Source organism: Rhodococcus sp. NPDC080181, assembly GCF_040702225.1.
Lineage (GTDB): Bacteria > Actinomycetota > Actinomycetes > Mycobacteriales > Mycobacteriaceae > Rhodococcoides > Rhodococcoides fascians.
In genome coordinates, this window is the sequence record NZ_JBFBKN010000035.1 from 20,459 (window position 1) to 38,620 (window position 18,162).

At 66.0% G+C, this 18,162-nt stretch carries 17 protein-coding genes and 2 riboswitches; of the genes, 12 read left to right on the forward strand and 5 right to left on the reverse strand.

Annotated features, from left to right (window positions below; all coding sequences use genetic code 11):
• Positions 1–4: 4 nt before the first annotated feature.
• Positions 5–1,759, forward strand: a complete 1,755-nt coding sequence (locus AB0O58_RS24650) for an MFS transporter (RefSeq protein WP_366238929.1) — start codon at positions 5–7, stop codon at positions 1,757–1,759.
• Positions 1,756–2,268, forward strand: a complete 513-nt coding sequence (locus tag AB0O58_RS24655; RefSeq protein ID WP_032372961.1) for a DUF2771 domain-containing protein — start codon at positions 1,756–1,758, stop codon at positions 2,266–2,268. Before AB0O58_RS24650 ends, AB0O58_RS24655 begins: the two co-directional genes overlap by 4 nt.
• Positions 2,269–2,271: 3 nt before the next feature.
• Here the strand turns inward: AB0O58_RS24655 and AB0O58_RS24660 are convergent, their stop codons facing one another.
• Positions 2,272–2,688 carry a cold-shock protein gene (locus AB0O58_RS24660; RefSeq protein ID WP_167327283.1) on the reverse strand — a complete coding sequence of 139 codons (417 nt, stop codon included), beginning with the start codon at positions 2,686–2,688 and terminating at the stop codon, positions 2,272–2,274.
• A gap of 190 nt (positions 2,689–2,878) precedes the next feature.
• Between AB0O58_RS24660 and AB0O58_RS24665 the strand changes: the two genes are divergently transcribed.
• The 3 genes from AB0O58_RS24665 (at position 2,879) to AB0O58_RS24675 (ending at position 4,574) form a co-directional block, all read left to right on the forward strand.
• Entirely contained in the window at positions 2,879–3,097 is a 219-nt protein-coding gene (locus AB0O58_RS24665) for a hypothetical protein (RefSeq protein ID WP_027495896.1), read from the forward strand.
• Positions 3,098–3,100: 3 nt separating this feature from the next.
• Positions 3,101–3,475 (forward strand): YccF domain-containing protein, encoded by a 375-nt coding sequence (locus AB0O58_RS24670; protein ID WP_027495895.1) that lies wholly within the window; start codon positions 3,101–3,103, stop codon positions 3,473–3,475.
• Positions 3,476–3,745: 270 nt separating this feature from the next.
• Positions 3,746–3,954: riboswitch (cyclic di-AMP (ydaO/yuaA leader) on the forward strand.
• Positions 3,955–3,962: 8 nt separating this feature from the next.
• Complete coding sequence (locus AB0O58_RS24675; protein WP_027495894.1) at positions 3,963–4,574, forward strand: transglycosylase family protein; 612 nt, start codon at positions 3,963–3,965, stop codon at positions 4,572–4,574.
• Between the two features lie 77 nt (positions 4,575–4,651).
• Here the strand turns inward: AB0O58_RS24675 and AB0O58_RS24680 are convergent, their stop codons facing one another.
• Complete coding sequence (locus tag AB0O58_RS24680; RefSeq protein WP_008719333.1) at positions 4,652–4,840, reverse strand: hypothetical protein; 189 nt, start codon at positions 4,838–4,840, stop codon at positions 4,652–4,654.
• A 61-nt stretch (positions 4,841–4,901) separates the two neighbouring features.
• Here AB0O58_RS24680 and AB0O58_RS24685 point away from each other — a divergent pair, with 61 nt between their 5' ends.
• The 3 genes from AB0O58_RS24685 (at position 4,902) to AB0O58_RS24695 (ending at position 9,704) form a co-directional block, all read left to right on the forward strand.
• A complete protein-coding gene (locus AB0O58_RS24685; protein WP_032372962.1) occupies positions 4,902–7,193 on the forward strand; it encodes a helicase-associated domain-containing protein in 2,292 nt (763 codons plus the stop codon).
• An 89-nt stretch (positions 7,194–7,282) separates the two neighbouring features.
• Positions 7,283–8,938, forward strand: a complete 1,656-nt coding sequence (locus AB0O58_RS24690) for a DNA repair helicase XPB (protein ID WP_027495892.1) — start codon at positions 7,283–7,285, stop codon at positions 8,936–8,938.
• Between the two features lie 40 nt (positions 8,939–8,978).
• Positions 8,979–9,704: a DUF3239 domain-containing protein gene (locus tag AB0O58_RS24695; protein WP_169879424.1), complete on the forward strand. Its 726-nt coding sequence runs from the start codon at positions 8,979–8,981 to the stop codon at positions 9,702–9,704.
• Here AB0O58_RS24695 and AB0O58_RS24700 read toward each other — a convergent pair.
• Positions 9,685–10,671 carry an LLM class F420-dependent oxidoreductase gene (locus AB0O58_RS24700; protein ID WP_027495891.1) on the reverse strand — a complete coding sequence of 329 codons (987 nt, stop codon included), beginning with the start codon at positions 10,669–10,671 and terminating at the stop codon, positions 9,685–9,687. The two genes, AB0O58_RS24695 and AB0O58_RS24700, sit on opposite strands and share 20 nt — an antisense overlap.
• 62 nt (positions 10,672–10,733) lie before the next feature.
• Here AB0O58_RS24700 and AB0O58_RS24705 point away from each other — a divergent pair, with 62 nt between their 5' ends.
• Positions 10,734–11,906: a pyridoxal phosphate-dependent aminotransferase gene (locus AB0O58_RS24705; protein ID WP_032372973.1), complete on the forward strand. Its 1,173-nt coding sequence runs from the start codon at positions 10,734–10,736 to the stop codon at positions 11,904–11,906.
• Complete coding sequence (locus AB0O58_RS24710) at positions 11,903–12,922, forward strand: AraC family transcriptional regulator (protein WP_027495889.1); 1,020 nt, start codon at positions 11,903–11,905, stop codon at positions 12,920–12,922. Before AB0O58_RS24705 ends, AB0O58_RS24710 begins: the two co-directional genes overlap by 4 nt.
• A gap of 12 nt (positions 12,923–12,934) precedes the next feature.
• Here the strand turns inward: AB0O58_RS24710 and AB0O58_RS24715 are convergent, their stop codons facing one another.
• Positions 12,935–13,360, reverse strand: a complete 426-nt coding sequence (locus AB0O58_RS24715) for a VOC family protein (protein WP_032372963.1) — start codon at positions 13,358–13,360, stop codon at positions 12,935–12,937.
• 58 nt (positions 13,361–13,418) lie between these two features.
• Between AB0O58_RS24715 and AB0O58_RS24720 the strand changes: the two genes are divergently transcribed.
• The gene (locus AB0O58_RS24720) at positions 13,419–14,039 is read left to right on the forward strand and encodes an alpha-ketoglutarate-dependent dioxygenase AlkB (protein WP_027495887.1); all 621 of its coding nucleotides are present in this window, start codon (positions 13,419–13,421) and stop codon (positions 14,037–14,039) included.
• Positions 14,040–14,050: 11 nt separating this feature from the next.
• On the opposite strand, the gene AB0O58_RS24725 is transcribed toward AB0O58_RS24720, so the two are convergent.
• Positions 14,051–15,142: a 3-deoxy-7-phosphoheptulonate synthase gene (locus AB0O58_RS24725; protein ID WP_366238930.1), complete on the reverse strand. Its 1,092-nt coding sequence runs from the start codon at positions 15,140–15,142 to the stop codon at positions 14,051–14,053.
• 239 nt (positions 15,143–15,381) lie between these two features.
• Positions 15,382–15,591, forward strand: a riboswitch (cobalamin riboswitch).
• Positions 15,592–15,720: 129 nt separating this feature from the next.
• Between AB0O58_RS24725 and metE the strand changes: the two genes are divergently transcribed.
• Positions 15,721–17,988: a 5-methyltetrahydropteroyltriglutamate--homocysteine S-methyltransferase gene (gene metE / locus AB0O58_RS24730; protein WP_206498734.1), complete on the forward strand. Its 2,268-nt coding sequence runs from the start codon at positions 15,721–15,723 to the stop codon at positions 17,986–17,988.
• Positions 17,989–18,162: the final 174 nt, after the last annotated feature.

Sequence of the window (18,162 nt, forward strand, 5' to 3'; positions counted from 1 at the left end):
TCACGTGACCGATCCGCGACTCCCCCACCCCACGCCAGGTGCGGAAAGCTCGGGCGCTGGCACCGAAATAGGTCACTCCGCAGGCTCCGCTCCTGGCAACGAAACCGGTCACTCCACTGCTGACGAACAGAGCTCGGAGCATCCCGGTTTCGTCAACTATCCACCGGCCGACCCCCGTGCTGTCCAATCCGGTGCCGGCGGCCACGTTCCGAGCCGCCGCCAACCGTTGCCGCCGCTGCACCCGGCGCGCACGCAGCAGATCACTGCCGCGCGCGGCCGAACCGGCGGCCGTAAGCCACCACCGATGCCCAAGAAGCTCACCGTCACCCGCGTCGCGGCGATGCGTGGGCGCGAGCTGACCGGCAAAGGAATCGCGTCGTTCCAGCGGGCTGCGAAAGCCGATGGGGCGGACAAGTCCGGGCTGACCGCGCTGACCTACGCGACGATGGCGAACTTCGCATCGGACGCTACCCTGGCGATTGCACTGGCCAACACGCTGTTCTTCTCCGCGGCGACCGGTGAGGACAAGACGAAGGTTGCGCTGTACCTGGTGATCACCATCGCTCCGTTCGCGCTGATCGCGCCGCTGATCGGCCCGTTGCTCGACCGGTTGCAGCACGGCCGACGCATCGCGCTGGCCACCTCGTTCGGCCTGCGTACCGTGCTGGCGGTGGTGTTGGTGTTCAACTTCGACAGTTGGGTGCTCTATCCAGCGGCGCTGGGCATGCTCGTCCTGAGCAAATCGTTTGCGGTACTCAAGAGTGCGGTGACGCCGCGGGTACTGCCACCGGAGATCGACCTCGTCCGCGTCAACTCGAGGCTCACCGTCTTCGGACTGCTCGGGGGCACCATCGCCGCAGGCGCTGTCGCCGGCGGTATCGCCTTCGTCGCCGATTCGCCCGGCGCACTGTGGTTCGTCGCCGCGATCACCGTGCTCGGCGCATACCTGAGCATGCGCATCCCGTCCTGGGTGGAAGTGACCGAGGGCGAAGTTCCGGCCACCCTCGGCTACCACGCCGACCAGCATCACAGCAGCGATTACCCCGGCAGCGGTGCCCCGACCGAGAAGCTGAAGCGCACCCCACCGCCTGCCACCGCCGCCAAGAACCGCAGGCAGCCACTGGGCCGTGCGGTGATCGTCGGACTCTGGGGCAACGGCACGATCAGAATTCTTACCGGCTTCCTCACGCTGTACATCGCGTTCGTCGCAAAATCCCGCACCGAACACGAGCCGCTGCAGCAGGCCGCAATGCTCGGACTGGTCGGAGCCGCCGCCGGTCTCGGCAACTTCGCCGGCAACGCACTCGGTGCCAGGATCAAGCTCGGCCGACCATCGGTGGTCGTCCTGCGGTGCACGGTCGCGGTGACGGTCGTCGCCGTCGTCGCAGCTGTCACGGACAGTTTGCTCACCGCCGCCGTGGCCGCCCTGGTCGCGTCGAGCGCGAGCGCACTGGCCAAGGTCTCGCTCGACGCGTCTCTGCAGTCCGACCTGCCTCCGGAGTCCATTGCATCCGGGTTCGGCCGCTCGGAAACCGTCATGCAGCTGTGCTGGGTTCTCGGCGGAACGCTCGGGGTGTTGCTTCCCACCGAGTACTGGCTCGGTTTCACGGTCGTGTCGGTGTTGCTTACGATCGGCCTCGTGCAGACCTTCCTGACCTACCGCGGTCGATCATTGCTACCCGGGTTCGGTGGCAACCGGCCCGACCATGTCGAACAAGAAGTATCCGACAGCTCCTACGGCGAAAACGTGACCAAGTGAACCTGGCTCCCCGCACCAAGAAGATCGCGTCGCTGATCGCCGCCGGCCTGTTCGTGATCGCGGTCGCGTTCGTCGGGGTACTCGCCGTCCTGATCGGCAATGCCCCCGACAAGGAACCGGTCGTCACGGCGTACTCCAACGGTCGAGCCGTACAAGTCGAGCCCTACCTGTACTGCGCCGTGAGCGACCCGCTGTGCACCAACGTCGGCGAGACCGCCGAGATCCAGGTGGGATCTGCCCCGACGGTGCAGTTGTCGATGCCCGAGGCCGTCTACTCCGCGCCGTGGGAACTGGCATTGGTCTACGGCGACGACACCGGGGCGGTCGTCGAGAGCAGCCAGTTCAATCAGCCGGGAACCCGGCTGAGCGTCACCGTCCCGACGACGGACGACGGCGGCCGAACCCTGCTCGGAATCGAGGTTCGGCTACCCACGGGAATCATCGACACCGACACCAATACCGAGAGCTTCGTCAGCCACGCGATCTGGTCCATCGGCACGCGTCCGTAACGATCAGCTGTCGAGCTCGCGAGCGACGGCGCGGACCACCTCGGAGATGCGCTGAGCGATCTTGCGGTCCGGGTACTTGCCCTTGCGGAGTTCCGGCTGCACCGTCGCTTCGAGCAGCGTGATCATGTCCTCGACCATGCCGTGCAGTTCGTCGGGTGTGTGCTTGCGCTCGACGGGCTCGCGGCGGGTGCTGCCGCTGTTCTGGCGAATCGACGGGGCAGGCTCGAGAACCTTCAGGCTCAGTGCCTGCGGGCCACGACGGCCCGCGGCCATGCCGAATTCGACGCGCTGGCCGGCTTTGAGGCCGTCGACGCCTTCGGGCAGCGCTGACGAACGCACATACACGTCCTCGCCTTCCTCCTGCGAGAGGAATCCGAATCCCTTGTCGACGTCGTACCACTTCACCTTGCCGGTCGGCACTGAGCTCACCCGTTCATCTGTTGCTGTCGTTGGTTTCGTATCCGCACGCCCGATGTCGGGACCCTGCGGTGTGCACAAGTTTCGCGCCCCACGAAAACGCAGGACGCGAATACGCCAGTCTAGCGCGCAGGCCCCGAATAGGGCATTCCGGTTTTTCGCACGACGCACCGCCGCGCACTACCGTGGTGGTGTGGACTCATCTACTCGCAAGCGAAGTACTGCACTGCTGCGCATCGCGCTGGTGCTGTTCGCGATCGGCCTCGTTGCCATCGTCGCGATCCTGTTCTTCCCGGTCTTCTCCGACGCCAAGCCGCCGCTGGGCCTGTACCTGACGGCGATGTTCTCGGCACCCGCCGGATTCGTGCTCGCTCTGGTGTACGCGCTGCTCTCCGGCCGACGGGCGCGATAGATCATGCGACTGCTCCTGAACGTCATCTGGCTCGTGTTCGGTGGACTGTGGCTCGCACTCGGCTACTTCTTCGCGGGACTCCTGCTGTGCATCCTGATCGTGACCATTCCGTTCGGGATCGCGTCGTTCCGCATCGGCGTCTACGCCCTGTGGCCGTTCGGGTCGACGATCGTCGACAAGCCCGGCGCGGGTTCGGGTGCCCTCGTGGGCAACGTGCTCTGGCTCGTCCTCGCCGGGTGGTGGCTGGCGCTGACACACGTCGTCACGGCGATCGCGATGGCCATCACGATCATCGGTATTCCGCTCGCGATCGCGAACCTCAAGTTGATTCCGGTCTCGCTCATGCCGCTGGGGAAAGACATCGTTGCGGTTCGGTGACCTTTCGAGGCCCCCTCGCGTGATGTGACTTCCGTCACATCACGCTTCGGTAACAGACCGGCAACAGCACGGGGTCGATCACCGAGAACAGCCACTAGCTGGGCCTATTCGAGCGACCGGAATCAGACCGTCGGGACGGTCGCTGACACACGAAAAAATCGACAGTTACCAAATAGTGACGTAACCCGGGAATTTCAGTACGGTCAGCAGCGGCCGGAAAGTTCGGCCGAATTCCGGCCCGCAGCGCCAAACCTCGTCCCGCGGGAACCGGAACAACCCTCGACGATCACCCAGGGGACGAGGACGGGGGACCCACGTCCTCCACGGACAACCGGGAACTTGTAGCGACTCACGAAGCCGCACCGAGTTCCCTTGGGGTGAAGCCCAATTGCTCATCCGATATGGAAGAGCAAGAAGGCCGGGCTACCTCTCAGCCCGAACCCGACAGCTGACCTCGCAGGCGCGTGTGGAGAGGATTTCAACTCGTATGAGCGGACGTCATCGCAAGCCGAGCACCACTGGCAAGACCGTCGCAAAGGTCGCCGTCACCGGTGCCATCATGGGCACCGCGGGCATCGCCTTCACCGGTACCGCCAACGCGGCACCGGATTCCGACTGGGATCGCCTTGCACAGTGTGAAGCAGGCGGCAACTGGGGCATCAACACCGGCAACGGCTTCCAGGGCGGATTGCAGTTCTCCCCCAGCACCTGGAACGCACACGGTGGACAGCAGTACGCGGCAACGGCCAACCAGGCCAGCCGTGAAGAGCAGATCGCAGTCGCCGAGAAGGTCCTCGACTCGCAGGGCTGGGGCGCATGGCCCTCCTGCTCCTCGAGCCTCGGCCTGAGCAGCGCACCCACCGAGCGCAGCGTTCCGGCCACCCCCAAGGCACCGGAAGTTCCCGCCCTCCCCGACCTGACGTCGATCCCGTCGATCGATGCGTCGGCCGAGGTCGTCAACGGCATCGTCACCGCCGTCCAGAACATCACCAACGATCCCCAGATCGCGTCGTTCGTCCAGAACGCCGCTCAGGGCATCCAGCTCGATCCGCAGGTCGTCAGCTTCTACCAGGCGAACAAGGCGTTCCTGCCCCAGTAGCAAGAACCGCCGCTATACGAGAAAAGCCCCCGACATCGCGAAGATGTCGGGGGCTTTCTCGTGTTCGGGCGCCGTTGTCAGCGATTGACGACGGTCACCGGATGGGCGTAGGGCAGGTCTTCGACGGGCAGCGGGAACTCGGTGTCCTCACCGAAGGGCGACAAGCCACCCGATCGAGCGGACGAGAGTTCGGTCACCGCGTGGTCACCGCGAGCGGTTTCCGGCCAGCCTGGATCGACATAGGGCTTCTTCGACTTGTTCACCATGGGCCCATTTTGACACCTGCCCTGCGGCGAGCACCAGCCCAGGTCTCTAATCTGATAGACGATGACCGACACGACTGCGCCCCGACACACCGACATGCCTCCCGATCTGCCTCAGTGGATCGCAGCTCGCACAGACGCGGAGCTGATCAAGGCCATGTCGTTGCGTCCGGATCTGACTGCGCCGCCGCCCGCCTCGCTGGCAGTGCTGGCCGGCCGGGCAGAGCAACGCCGGTCGATCCTGCACACTGCGGACACCCTCGACACCCTGGCCCTGACCGTGCTCGAGATCCTGGCCATCGAAGAGGCCTACGAGCGTCCGGTCACCAGGGCCACGCTGCTGTCCGTCATCGCCAAGCGCGCCCCGGCCAAAGCCGTGGACAGAGCGCTGTCCCAACTGCGCGAACGCTTTCTCGTCTGGGGCGACGCCGCTGGGTTCCGGATCAGCGCAACCGCTGCGGACGCCGTGCCGTGGCGCATCGGCCGCGCTCTCGACCCGGTGGACACCCTCACCGAAACCCACATCACCACAGCGCTGGCCGCACTCGAAGACGGCGAACGCAATCTTCTCGACACCCTGGCCAGGTCTTCGCCCACCGGCCGTACCCGAGACGCCGCACCGGGTACCCCACCCGATCGGCCCGTGCAGAAACTGCTCGCCGCAGGCCTGCTGATCTGGTTGGACGAGCAAACCGTCGAACTCCCCGTCCAGGTCGGTCAGATATTGCGCGGCGAGCCCATGACGGATCCCCGCTCACTCGCCGAGCCGAAGCTGACGACCACTGCACATGCGCTCGCCGACGTCGACGCTGCCGCGGCGGGCGAGGCACTGGAGCTCGGGCGGCACTGTGTAGCCATCATCGAGGCGCTGTCCGCGTCACCGGCTCCCGCCCTCAAGGCCGGCGGGCTCGGAGTGCGCGAGCTGCGCAAGATCACCAAGGCCACCGGACTCGACGACGACCGCGTGAGCATCCTCGTCGAACTGCTCGCCGCCGCCCATCTGATCTCCAGTGGAACCCCGGACCCTGTCCCCTCCGCCGACACCGGCGACGACTACTGGGCACCGACGCCCGCCGTCGACGCGTGGCTCGCTGCCGCCCCGGCCGCCCGCTGGCACACTCTCGCCTCCGCCTGGCTCGAGACGCCGCGAGCCCCGTGGGTGATCGGCATGCGTGACCCCAACGACAAGCCCATCGCTGCGTTGTCCGACGAAGTCCGCTCGCCTGCCGCGCCCCGCGACCGTCGCATGATCCTGGAGCTGCTGGCCGAGCTCGGCAGTGGACACGCCGCGACGCCCACCGACCTCACCCGCACACTGACGTGGCGTCGACCCCGGTGGTCCGGACGGTTCGGCGTGACACCCGTCGGGCACGTGATCGCCGAGGCGACCGCGTTGGGAGTGGTCGCGCGCGGCGCGATGTCGACGCCGGGACGCTCGCTGCTGCACGACGGTAATGCCGAGGCCGACATGCGCGCGGCACTCCCCGAACCGATCGACTACGTGTTGGTGCAGGCCGACCTGACGCTGGTGGCACCGGGACCGCTCGAACCGGATCTGCAGGATCGGATCGCGCTCGTCGCCGACGTCGAGTCGGCGGGTGCCGCGACGATGTATCGCATCAGCGACACGAGCCTGCGCCGGGCCCTCGACGTGGGCCTGACGGCCTCGGAGTTGCATTCGTTGTTCGCGACCCATTCCCGCACTCCGGTTCCGCAGGCCCTGACGTATCTGATCGACGACGTGGCCAGGCGTCACGGCCGGCTACGCGCCGGCGTGGCCGCGTCGTTCGTCCGGTGCGAGGATCCGGCGTTGCTCGCCGAGGTGATGGCCTCTCCGGCCGCCGAGTCGCTCGCCCTGCGCGCCCTCGCCCCGACCGTCGCCATCTCCCAGGCACCCCTGGCCGAGGTGCTGTCGGTACTCGCCGGGGCCGGATTCGCGCCCGCGGGTGAAGACTCGTCCGGCACCATCGTCGATCTTCGAGCCCGCGGCTCCCGGGTGTCGGCGCGGCGGCCGCGCCAGACCTTCCGTACCCCGGCCGTTCCCACCGACGAGCAGCTCGGGTCGTTGGTACGCGGAATGCGAGCCGCCGACCGCGCTGCGGGCAACGGCGGTGCGGTGGTGCGCGCCGACGGATCTCGCGCGAGCAGCACCGCGACGATGACGCTGCTGCAGACAGCAGCGAAGGTCAAGCGCAGCGTCAGCATCGGGTACGTCGACGCACAGGGCGTCGCGACCCACCGCATCGTCGATCCGATCAGCATCGGTGGCGGTCAACTCGACGCATTCGACCCCGCCACCGGGGGCGTGCGGCGGTTCACTCTGCACCGCATCACCTCCGTCGCCTTGGTGGACTGAGTCACTGCTCACGTGCACGCGGGCCCCTACCTGTGGACAATGGAGAAGTTGCGCTCTTTCGGGCGCAGCAGAAGTCTCTAGGAGGAACCGTGACCGACGGCCCGCTGATCGTCCAGTCCGACAAAACGCTGTTGCTCGAGGTCGATCACGAACTCGCGGGCGCAGCGCGGGCGGCGATCGCACCGTTCGCCGAGCTCGAACGTGCGCCCGAGCACGTGCACACCTACCGCATCACCCCGCTGGCGCTGTGGAACGCGCGCGCTGCCGGTCACGATGCCGAGCAGGTGGTCGACGCGTTGGTCAACTTCTCGCGCTATGCGGTACCGCAGCCGTTGCTGGTCGACATCGTCGACACGATGGCCCGATACGGCCGGTTGCAGTTGGTCAAGAGCCCGGTCCACGGTCTAGTGCTGATCAGCCTGGACCGCGCCGTGCTCACCGAAGTGATGCGGCACAAGAAGATTGCGCCCATGCTCGGCGCGATGGTGGACGAGGACACGGTCATCGTGCATCCGAGCGAACGCGGCCACGTGAAGCAGATGTTGCTCAAGATCGGCTGGCCCGCCGAGGACCTCGCCGGCTACGTCGACGGCGAAGCGCACCCGATCGAGCTCGATACCGAGGGTGGCAAGTGGACGCTGCGCGACTACCAGGAGATGGCCGCGGATTCGTTCTGGGCCGGCGGCTCCGGCGTCGTCGTGCTGCCGTGTGGTGCGGGTAAGACCATGGTCGGTGCGGCGGCGATGGCCAGAGCCAAGGCCACCACGCTGATCCTGGTCACCAACACCGTCGCCGGCAGGCAGTGGAAGCGCGAGCTCATCGCTCGCACGTCGCTCACCGAGGAGGAAATCGGCGAGTATTCGGGCGAGCGCAAAGAGATCCGCCCTGTGACAATCGCCACGTACCAGGTCATCACCCGTCGAACCAAGGGTGAGTACAAGCACCTGGAGCTGTTCGATTCCCGCGACTGGGGATTGGTGATCTACGACGAGGTACACCTGCTTCCCGCACCGGTGTTCCGCATGACAGCCGACCTGCAGTCACGGCGTCGACTCGGCTTGACGGCCACGCTCGTCCGCGAGGACGGACGCGAGGGCGACGTCTTCTCGCTGATCGGGCCGAAGCGCTACGACGCGCCCTGGAAGGACATCGAGGCGCAGGGGTGGATCGCACCGGCCGAGTGCATCGAGGTGCGCGTCACCCTCACCGACGCCGAGCGCATGTCGTACGCGGTCGCCGAACCCGAGGAGCGCTACAAGCTCTGCTCGACGGCGCACACCAAGATCGCCGTCGTGAAGTCCATTCTGGCGAAACACCAAGATGCTCCAACGTTGGTGATCGGCGCGTACCTCGATCAGCTGAACGAACTCGGTGAAGCCCTGAACGCGCCGGTGATCCAGGGCTCGACCAAGAACAAGGAACGCGAGGTGCTGTTCGACGCCTTCCGCAAGGGTGAGATCCAGACTCTGGTGGTGAGCAAGGTGGCGAACTTCTCGATCGACCTTCCCGAAGCGTCGGTGGCAGTCCAGGTTTCGGGAACGTTCGGCTCCCGGCAGGAAGAAGCCCAGCGACTGGGCCGATTGCTTCGGCCGAAACACGACGGTGGTCAGGCGCACTTCTACTCGGTGGTCTCGCGCGACACCCTCGACGCCGAATACGCCGCGCATCGGCAGCGGTTCCTCGCCGAACAGGGATACGCGTACCGCATCACCGACGCCGACGACCTGCTCGGCCCGGCAATCTGACGCTTCGTGTCGGGATCGGCGGCATGCTAGGAATAGCAGTGTGCGCCGATTCGAGTTCCCTGTAGACGTAGCCCACGCGAAGTCGGTCAACGAGACGTTCACCGAACTTCGCCGGCTGCGGATGTCCGCGGCGCTCACGGCAGCGGTCCTGCTGGCACTGGGGATCTGGTTCTTCTGGATCGCGACGCCGTGGTCGTACATCCTCGGCGGCGTGTTCTGCATCGGGGCGGCGACGTCCCTGTGGGTCATGGTGTGGGCACCGAAGAAGATGGGGTCCATCGAATCGCTCTACACCCGGGGCGATCTGGTTCCGGCGGTGGTGGCCGAGACGATGCCGAGCGGCGCGACGTTGCTGTCGCTGGTCGATGTCGCGAAACCAGGAGTCGACGAGCCGCACTACGTCCTGATCACGCGCGTCGTCCGTGCGCTGCCCGGCCACGCCGTCGAACGCGGTGCCGAGGTGCCTGCGGTGTCGGTGCTCGCCGATCGCGGCCGTAACACCGGTGGACGCACCTGGCAGCTGGTGTCGGCGATGCCGATCGCCTGGGGCACCACCGACGCGGCCGTCCTGGCACGCGCCGCCGCCGAGATCACCGAGGGCGAATGGGCACTGCTGCACGCCAACATCGGACTGTCGGAGAAGGTACGCAAGGCCAAGAACCAGCAGCTGCTCGTCGACCCCGCCGATCTGCCCGAGGACCTGACGCGGCCTACCGAAGAGCCGGGAGTGGAGCCTGCGGAACGACCTACCGAAGAGCCGGGATGACCTCGCGCTCGAAGAGTTCGATGCCGGAGCGGTCGTAGGCGGCTTCCGGGAAGTAGAAGATTCCGTACGTCATGCCCTGCTGCTGCAGTTCGGTGAGGTTCTCGACGATCTGCTCGGGTGTTCCGACGGCGGGCATTCCGCGGTATGCGCCCAATGCCTCGTGTGCCTTCTCGGCTCCGACGTGTTCGGTCAGTCGAGCCTCGAGAGCGCGTAACCGCTCCTGCACCTCGGCCTCCGTGGAGCCGATGGCCACGTTGTAGTTGGCCGAGCGGACGATGGCGTCGAAGTCCGTGCCGACGGTTGCGCAATGATCGCGCAGCAGAGCCGATTTGGCGGCGAAACCGGTAGGGGTTCCATCGAAGTTGGTGTAGTTCGCGTATTTCGCTGCGATCTTCAGTGTCACTTTTTCGCCGCCACCGGCGATCCACAGTGGGATGCCGCCCTCCTGCAGGGGCAGTGGGCGCACCACGGCACCGTCGATCTCGTAGTGCTTGCCGTCGAGATACACCTCGCCGGTGGTCCACGCTTGTTTGAAGATCTGTACGCCCTCGTCGAGGCGGCCCAATCGTTCACCGGCAGAGGGAAATCCGTAGCCGTAGGCGCGGAACTCGTGCTCGTGCCAACCGCCGCCGATACCCATCTCGACCCGACCGCCGGAGATGATGTCCACTGTCGCAGCAACTTTCGCCAGATAGGCGGGGTTGCGGTAGGACATCGCAGTGCACATCTGACCCAGTCGGATACGCGAGGTGGACGCGGCCAGTGCGGACATCAGCGACCAGGCCTCGTGCGTCGCCTCGTCCGTCGCGACAGGAACGGTGTGGAAGTGGTCGTAGACCCACAGTGATTCCCACGGTCCGGCTTCGGCGGCAACGGCATGCTCGCGCAGCACACTCCACTGCTGGGCCGGATCGATCCCGACCAGATCCAGCCGCCAACCCTGAGGCACGAACATTCCGAATCGCATGACAGGCACAGTACAGACGCAGGTCCGACGCTCGCGCCGGCTGTGTGAACTACGCTGCAGGAATGTCCGAGATGTTGCCGTCGCGCACAGTGACCCGGTTGCGCCCGTTCGCATCGACCATTTTCGCCGAGATGACCGCGCTCGCGGTGGCGAAGAACGCCGTCAATCTGGGGCAGGGATTCCCGGACACGGACGGACCGTCGGCCATGCTCGAGGCCGCGCGTGACGCCATCGCGAACGGTCTCAACCAGTACTCCCCCGGCCCGGGGATGCCGGTGCTGCGCGCAGCCATCTCCGATGACCGGCTCGCCCGGTTCGGACTTCGGTACGACCCCGATTCGCAGATTCTCGTGACCGTGGGTGCCACCGAGGCCATCTCGGCGACGCTGCTCGGCTTGATCGAGGCGGGCGACGACGTGCTGTTGATCGAGCCGTTCTACGACTCCTATGCGGCCGCTGTGGCGTTGGCCGGAGCCACTCGCACGGCCGTACCCCTGGTCACCGACAGCAACGGATGGACCGTCGACACCGACGCCCTCGAACGCGCCGTAGGGCCGCGAACGCGCATGCTGATCGTCAACTCGCCGCACAATCCCACCGGCACCGTGTTCGATCGCGAGACGATGATCCGTATCTCCGAGATCGCGATCGCCCACGACCTGCTCGTGCTCACCGACGAGGTGTACGAGCATCTGATCTTCGACGACGGTGTGCACACCCCGATCGCGACGCTGCCGGGCATGTTCGAGCGAACCGTCACCGTGTCCAGTGCCGCGAAGACGTTCAACGCCACCGGCTGGAAAACCGGGTGGGCGCTCGGACCGAAAGAGCTGATCGATGCGGTGCGCGCCGCCAAGCAGTTCATGAGTTTCGTCGGCGGCACCCCGTTCCAGCCCGCCGTCGCGTACGCACTCGGTCACGAGCAGGCGTGGATCGCCGCCATGCGCGACGGTCTGCAGCACAAGCGAGACACGCTGTCCGCGGCGTTGACCGAGGCGGGTGCGGACGTCAAGCACAGCGCCGGAACGTATTTCGTGTGCGCCGATATCGCACCGATCGGCCGCGGTGATGCGTACGAGTTCTGTCGCTCCCTGCCCGATCTCGTGGGCGTCGCCGCGGTACCGGTGACTGCCTTCGTCGACGAGCCCGCGCCGTGGAATTCGTTGGTGCGCTTCGCTTTCTGCAAGCAGGACCACGTGCTCGCCGATGCCGCCGAGAGGTTACGGCGATTGTGACTGCGCAACCGACGATTCCGGCGTACTTCGTCAGGCAAGCCGTCGACCTCGCGGCCAACGGCGGAGTGGACCTGACGTACCCGTTGTCGATGGCCGGGATCGGAACCACCATTCTCGACGACCCGGCGGAGCGGCTCACCACCCGACAGGTCACCGCGTTCACCCAGGCCGTCTGGGCGATGACCGGCGACGAACTCTTCGGACTCGCCGCAGTTCCCGTGCGGCGCGGCAGTTTTCGGGTGGTGTGTCAGACGTTGATACACACGGAGAACCTGTGGGCAGCGCTGATTCGAATGTCCGAGACCATGCGCGTGCTCATTCCGGTGAAACCGATGACGCTGGATCGAACGGAGCAGTCGACGGTCCTGACGGTGCACGTCGAAGCCACGACCGACCTCAGCCCCGAAGCGAACGAGCTCGCCGAGCGATTGCTGACCGACTTCCTGTTGATTCTGCTGCATCGGTTCGCGGCGTGGCTGATCGGTAACCGGGTCAAACTCCTGTCGGTTCAGTTGCCCTATGCACTGCCCGGGCCCGAGGCCGGGAAGATGTACGACACCATATTCGGAACTCATGTGCAGTTCGGATCCGACCGCGCCGCACTGGAATTCGACACCGCGCTCATGCGCGCCCCGATAGTGCAGACCGAGGCGACACTGGCCGAGTACCTCGCGGAGTCACCCAACCTGCTGTTCTCGTCGAGGGACTACGACAGCACTGCGTCGAGTCAGGTCCGAAGAGCCCTGGAGACCGGATTCAGAGGCGGTACGCCGGCTACCGAAGAGATTGCGGCCATGCTCAACATCAGCCCGCCGCATCTGCGCCGCGTTCTTCGCCAGGAAGGCACTTCCATCAATCAGCTCCGCGAGGAGGTTCTGCGCGACGCGGCCATCTCGGGGTTGAGCCGCGGCGACAGCGTGGACGACATCTCGGCCCGCCTGGGCTTCTCCGAACCGAGCGCATTCCGCCGAGCCTTCAAGCGCTGGACCGGCCAAACTCCCGGCGCGTATCGATAGAGCTCAGCGCGATCAGCTGACGCAGAACTCGTTGCCCTCGAGATCGGTCATGGTGATCCAGGTGCTGGGCCCTTGCTGCCCGCGATGCAGTACCGACGCGCCTCGACCTTCGAGTGCGGTCACCACCGCCTCGCGTCCGTCACCGACACGAACGTCGAGATGGAGTCGGTTCTTCACGGACTTCGATTCGGGTACCGCCTGAAAAAGCACCCGCGGGGTGCCCGGAGATTCCGGATCGGTGATGCCCTGGCCTGCTCGCCACACCAGAACGCCGTCGAACACGGTTGTGTCCTCCTCTCGGGCGTGGCCTGCCGCAACCATCTCGCGAATGAACTCCTCGTTGCTGGGTTCGACCTGCCAGCCGAGAGTCTGTGCCCACCATGCCGCGAGCGCATGCGGGTCGACGCTGTCCACGACGACCTGAAATCGGTAACCCATGCGAGAACGATACCGCCGGGAGCTGGCAATGGGAACACCTGTTCGATACAGTCGAGTCATGTCGCTCGCGATGCAAGGTTCGCTGTTCGGTGACGACGACGGTGGCGTCGGGTCGCTGCAGTCCGTCACCCGCCGCGAGCTGACGCTCGGTGCCTGGGTCGATGTGCGGCCGGGCTGGTTGTCCGACAGCGACCTCTTCGATTCGCTGGTCACCGACGTCGACTGGCGCGCCGAACGCAGGCAGATGTACGACCGCGTGGTCGATGTGCCGCGCCTGGTTCGGTACTACGCCGAGCGGGAGCACTGGCCGCATGCGGCACTGTACGAGGCCCGCGATGCACTGGACGACCACTACCGAAGCGAGCTCGGGGAGTCGTTCGCCACCGCGGGACTGTGTTACTACCGCGACGGGTCCGACAGCGTCGCCTGGCACGGCGACAACATCGGCCGCAGCGCCACCGAGGACACGATGGTGGCGATCGTATCGCTCGGTGCTACAAGACAACTCATGCTCCGTCCCCGCGGCGGCGGGACCTCTCTGAAATTCACCCTCGGTCACGGCGACCTGGTGGTGATGGGCGGGTCCTGTCAACGGACCTGGGAGCATGCAATTCCCAAATCGACCCGCGCGGTCGGCCCACGCATCAGCGTGCAATTTCGACCGCGCGGGGTTCGGTAACGCACGACGCGTCAGCGCGCGGCGTTCGAGGCCCGACGCGTCTCGACGGCCGCCGCGAGAGTGGCCAATTGCGTTGCCGTCGTGTCCCAGTCGAGGCATGCATCGGTGATGGACTGGCCGTACACGAGCTCGTCGCGGTGGCCGATTTCGAGGTCCTGACGCCCTGCGACGAGGAAACTCTCGAGCATCAGCCCGACAATTCCGTGCTCGCCGGCCGCGACCCTGGTGGCCACGTCGGTGACGACGTCCACCTGCTTGTTGTGGTCCTTACGGCTGTTGCCGTGGCTGGCATCGATGACAACTCGCTCCGGCAACCCCGACTTACGCAGGCGGGCAACGGTATCGGCCACGGACTCGGCGTCGTAGTTCGGTCCGTCGACGCCGCCGCGCAGGATGACGTGGCAATCGGGGTTTCCGACGGTCCTGATCAAGGCCGCCTTGCCGTCGAGATCGGTTCCGGGGAAGACGTGGCTCGCCGCGGCGGCGCGGGTTCCGTCCACGGCGACCTGAATGTCACCTTCGGTCGAGTTCTTGATGCCGACCGGCATCGACAAGGCGCTGCACAGCTGCCGGTGCACCTGGCTGGCTGCGGTCCGTGCTCCGATGGCACCGTAGCTGACCAGGTCCGCAATGTACTGCGGGGTGATCGGGTCGAGGAATTCGCAGCCGACGGGAAGGCCGAGCGCCGAGATGTCCAGCAGCAACTGGCGTCCCACTCGAAGACCTTCGTTGATGTCGAAGCTGCCGTCGAGGTGCGGATCGTTGATCAGACCCTTCCAGCCGAGCGTCGTCCGCGGCTTCTCGAAGTAGACCCGCATGACGATGTGCAGTCGATCGCCCAGCTCGGCTGCCGTGGCGGCGAGGCGTCGGGCGTAGTCGAGGGCAGCGTCGGTGTCGTGCACCGAACACGGGCCGACCACGACGATCAGACGGTCGTCACGGCCGACGAGAATGTCGACGACACCGGAGCGTCCGGTACGAACACTCGCCGAGATCGCGTCGTCCACCGCATGCTCGCGGCGTACGACCGACGGCGCGACCAGCGGACTGATGCTGATCGTGCGCTGATCGTCGAGTGACGGGGTGTCGAGGGAGAGCGTCATGAGAGGGTTTCCTGTTCCCAGGCCGGCTCTGCATGCTCCACGCGCACTTCGAGCCGGTCTGTATCCGGCTCGTGGGGTGGAGGGTCAGCGCATGGCGTCGCTGGCTGACCCACCCGGGGCCGGCCTGCTAAACCAGAAATACGTGCGCTGCATGAAGAGCACCGTAACAGACTCTCCCGTGCTGCATCTATGCTCGTCCCTGCAGTCGGTTCGCCAGGTGGTCATGAGGAGCCCCGAAGTTCACCTCGGCGTCGAGCGGTGCGTGCAGTCACGGCGCATCGCGAGAGGGAACCCGGTGAGAATCCGGGACTGTCCCGCAGCGGTATGCAGGAACGACCGCCGTCATCACGCACTGAAGAAGCCTCTTCGGGAAGCGACGGCCAGTAGGAGTGGGCTCTTCGTCCGCGCGCCTGCAAGTCCGAATACCTGCCCTCTGTGCTGTGCACGCCGTGTGCAGCGGTTCACCGCCTCGTGGAATGGGCGCGTAAGCCTGGTACGGCTGTGGTCAGGGCTCACCGGGATCTGCGCGCCCGTGAAGACGGTGCACCACCCACGTGTAGTCACCCTGGAGATCAACTGTGAACAACGATTTCACCGCCACCGTGCTCGGTTCGGCTCGCATCGGACCCAACCGAGAACTGAAGAAAGCCGTCGAATCCTATTGGGCCGGAAAGCTCGATGCCGAGGCCCTCGAATCGGTCGCGAAGAATCTTCGCGAGAACGACTGGCGCACACTCGCAGCCGGGCTCGATTCCGTTCCCGTGAACACCTTTTCGTACTACGACCAGATGCTCGACACTGCGGCCCTCCTCGGAGCGTTGCCACCGCGAGTCGAGGCGGTCGAAGGCGAACTCGATCGGTACTTCGCCGCGGCCCGCGGCACCGAGACCATCGTCCCGCTCGAAATGACCAAATGGTTCGACACCAATTACCACTACCTCGTGCCCGAGATCTCGCCGGAGACCACGTTCTCCCTGCACCCGAACAAGGTGCTCGGCGAGGTGAACGAGGCTCGCGCACTGGGTATCCCGGCACGTCCGGTGATCATCGGACCGATCACCTTCCTGCTGCTGTCCAAGTCCGTCGGCTCCTCCGATTCGCTGCTGGGACGAGTGGACGAACTGATACCGCTCTACGCCCGTCTGCTCGAACTCCTCGCCGCAGCCGGAGCCGAGTGGGTCCAGATCGACGAACCGGCGCTGGTGCGCGATCTCGACGACGAGACCGTCGCAGCGGCGACCCGATGCTTCCACCAACTCGCAGCCTCGCAGACCCGCCCGGCCATTCTGCTGGCGTCCTACTTCGGCGACCTGGGCGACGCACTGCCCGCAGTGGCGTCCACCGGGATCGATGGCCTGGCCGTCGATCTGACCGTTCCTGGTGTGGCCGAGCAACTTGCAGCTACTCGCGCTACCTCGACGATGCTCGTCGTGGCCGGCGTCGTCGACGGACGCAATGTCTGGCGCACCGATCTCGACGCCGCGCTCGAGACACTGTACGAGGTCGGCAGACATGCGCGCGCAGTGGCGGTGTCGTCGTCGTGCTCGCTGCTCCACGTTCCCTATTCGTTGGACGCCGAACCTCAGCTCGAACCGACACTGCGGTCGTGGCTGGCGTTCGGGAACGAGAAGATCACCGAGGTCTCGGTGCTCGCGCGCGCACTCCAGGGCGGAACAGCCGGGGAAACCGATCGATTCGTGTCGGGCCGATTCGAGTCGGCCCGCGCGGCTCTGGATTCGCGGAGACACGATGCACGACTGCACGATCCGACAATCCGTGCGCGTGTGAACAGCGCTGCCGGCCGTGACCGCAGCCCAGGAGACGTCCGCCGCGTCGTGCAGGCCGAGCATCTCTCGCTCCCTGTTCTGCCGACGACGACCATCGGCTCCTTCCCACAGACGAGCACGATCCGCCGCGCGCGGGCGGCGCTGCGCAGCGGCACCGTCGACGAGCCGGAGTACGTGCGGCAGATGCGCGCGGAGATCGCCGATGTCGTTGCACTGCAGGAGCGTCTGGGGTTGGACGTGCTCGTCCACGGCGAGCCCGAACGAAACGACATGGTGCAGTACTTCGCCGAGCAACTCGACGGTTTCGTCGTGACCGCCAACGGCTGGGTGCAGTCGTACGGGTCACGGTGCGTGCGACCACCGATCCTGTACGGCGACGTCTCCCGCCCGGCACCGATGACGGTGGAATGGGCGACGTACGCGCAGTCACTGACCGACAAACCGGTCAAGGGCATGCTGACCGGTCCGGTGACCATTCTCGCGTGGTCGTTCGTCCGAGACGACATCCCGGCGGCCGAGTCGGCAGCTCAGATCGCCTCGGCGATTCGAGACGAGACGATCGACCTGGAGTCGGCGGGGATCCGCATCGTCCAGGTGGACGAGCCCGCGCTCCGCGAACTGCTACCGCTGCGCTCGAAAGACACTGCAGCGTATCTGGATTGGGCCGTCCGCTCGTTCCGGATCGCGACGTCCGGCGTCGACGACGCGACACAGATCCACACGCACCTGTGCTACTCCGAGTTCGGTGAGGTCATCGACGCCATCGTCGCCCTGGACGCCGACGTGACGTCCATCGAGGCCGCACGCTCGCGCATGGAGGTGCTCGACGACCTCACTGCGGTCGGCTTCGCACTCGACGTGGGACCCGGTGTCTACGACATCCATTCGCCGCGAGTTCCGACGGTTGCCGAGATCACCGAGTCGCTCCGCGCGGCGGCCGAGGCAGTTCCCCTCGAACGGCTCTGGGTCAATCCGGACTGCGGACTGAAGACACGAGGCCCGGCCGAGGTCGAGCAGTCGTTGAGAAACATGGTCCTGGCCGCGGCAGCGCTGCGCTGACCCCATGTGATGCTCCTATGAGTGTCAAGTGGCAGTTTTCTGGGTGAGAAGTTGGAACATTTCGCGGGCGACGGCTCGTTTGAGGCAGCGGATGATGTCGCGTTTGCTCTTGCCTTCAGCGAGTCGTCGGTCGCGGTATTGCTGGGTGCGGGTGTCGTATTTGAGGCGGGCCAT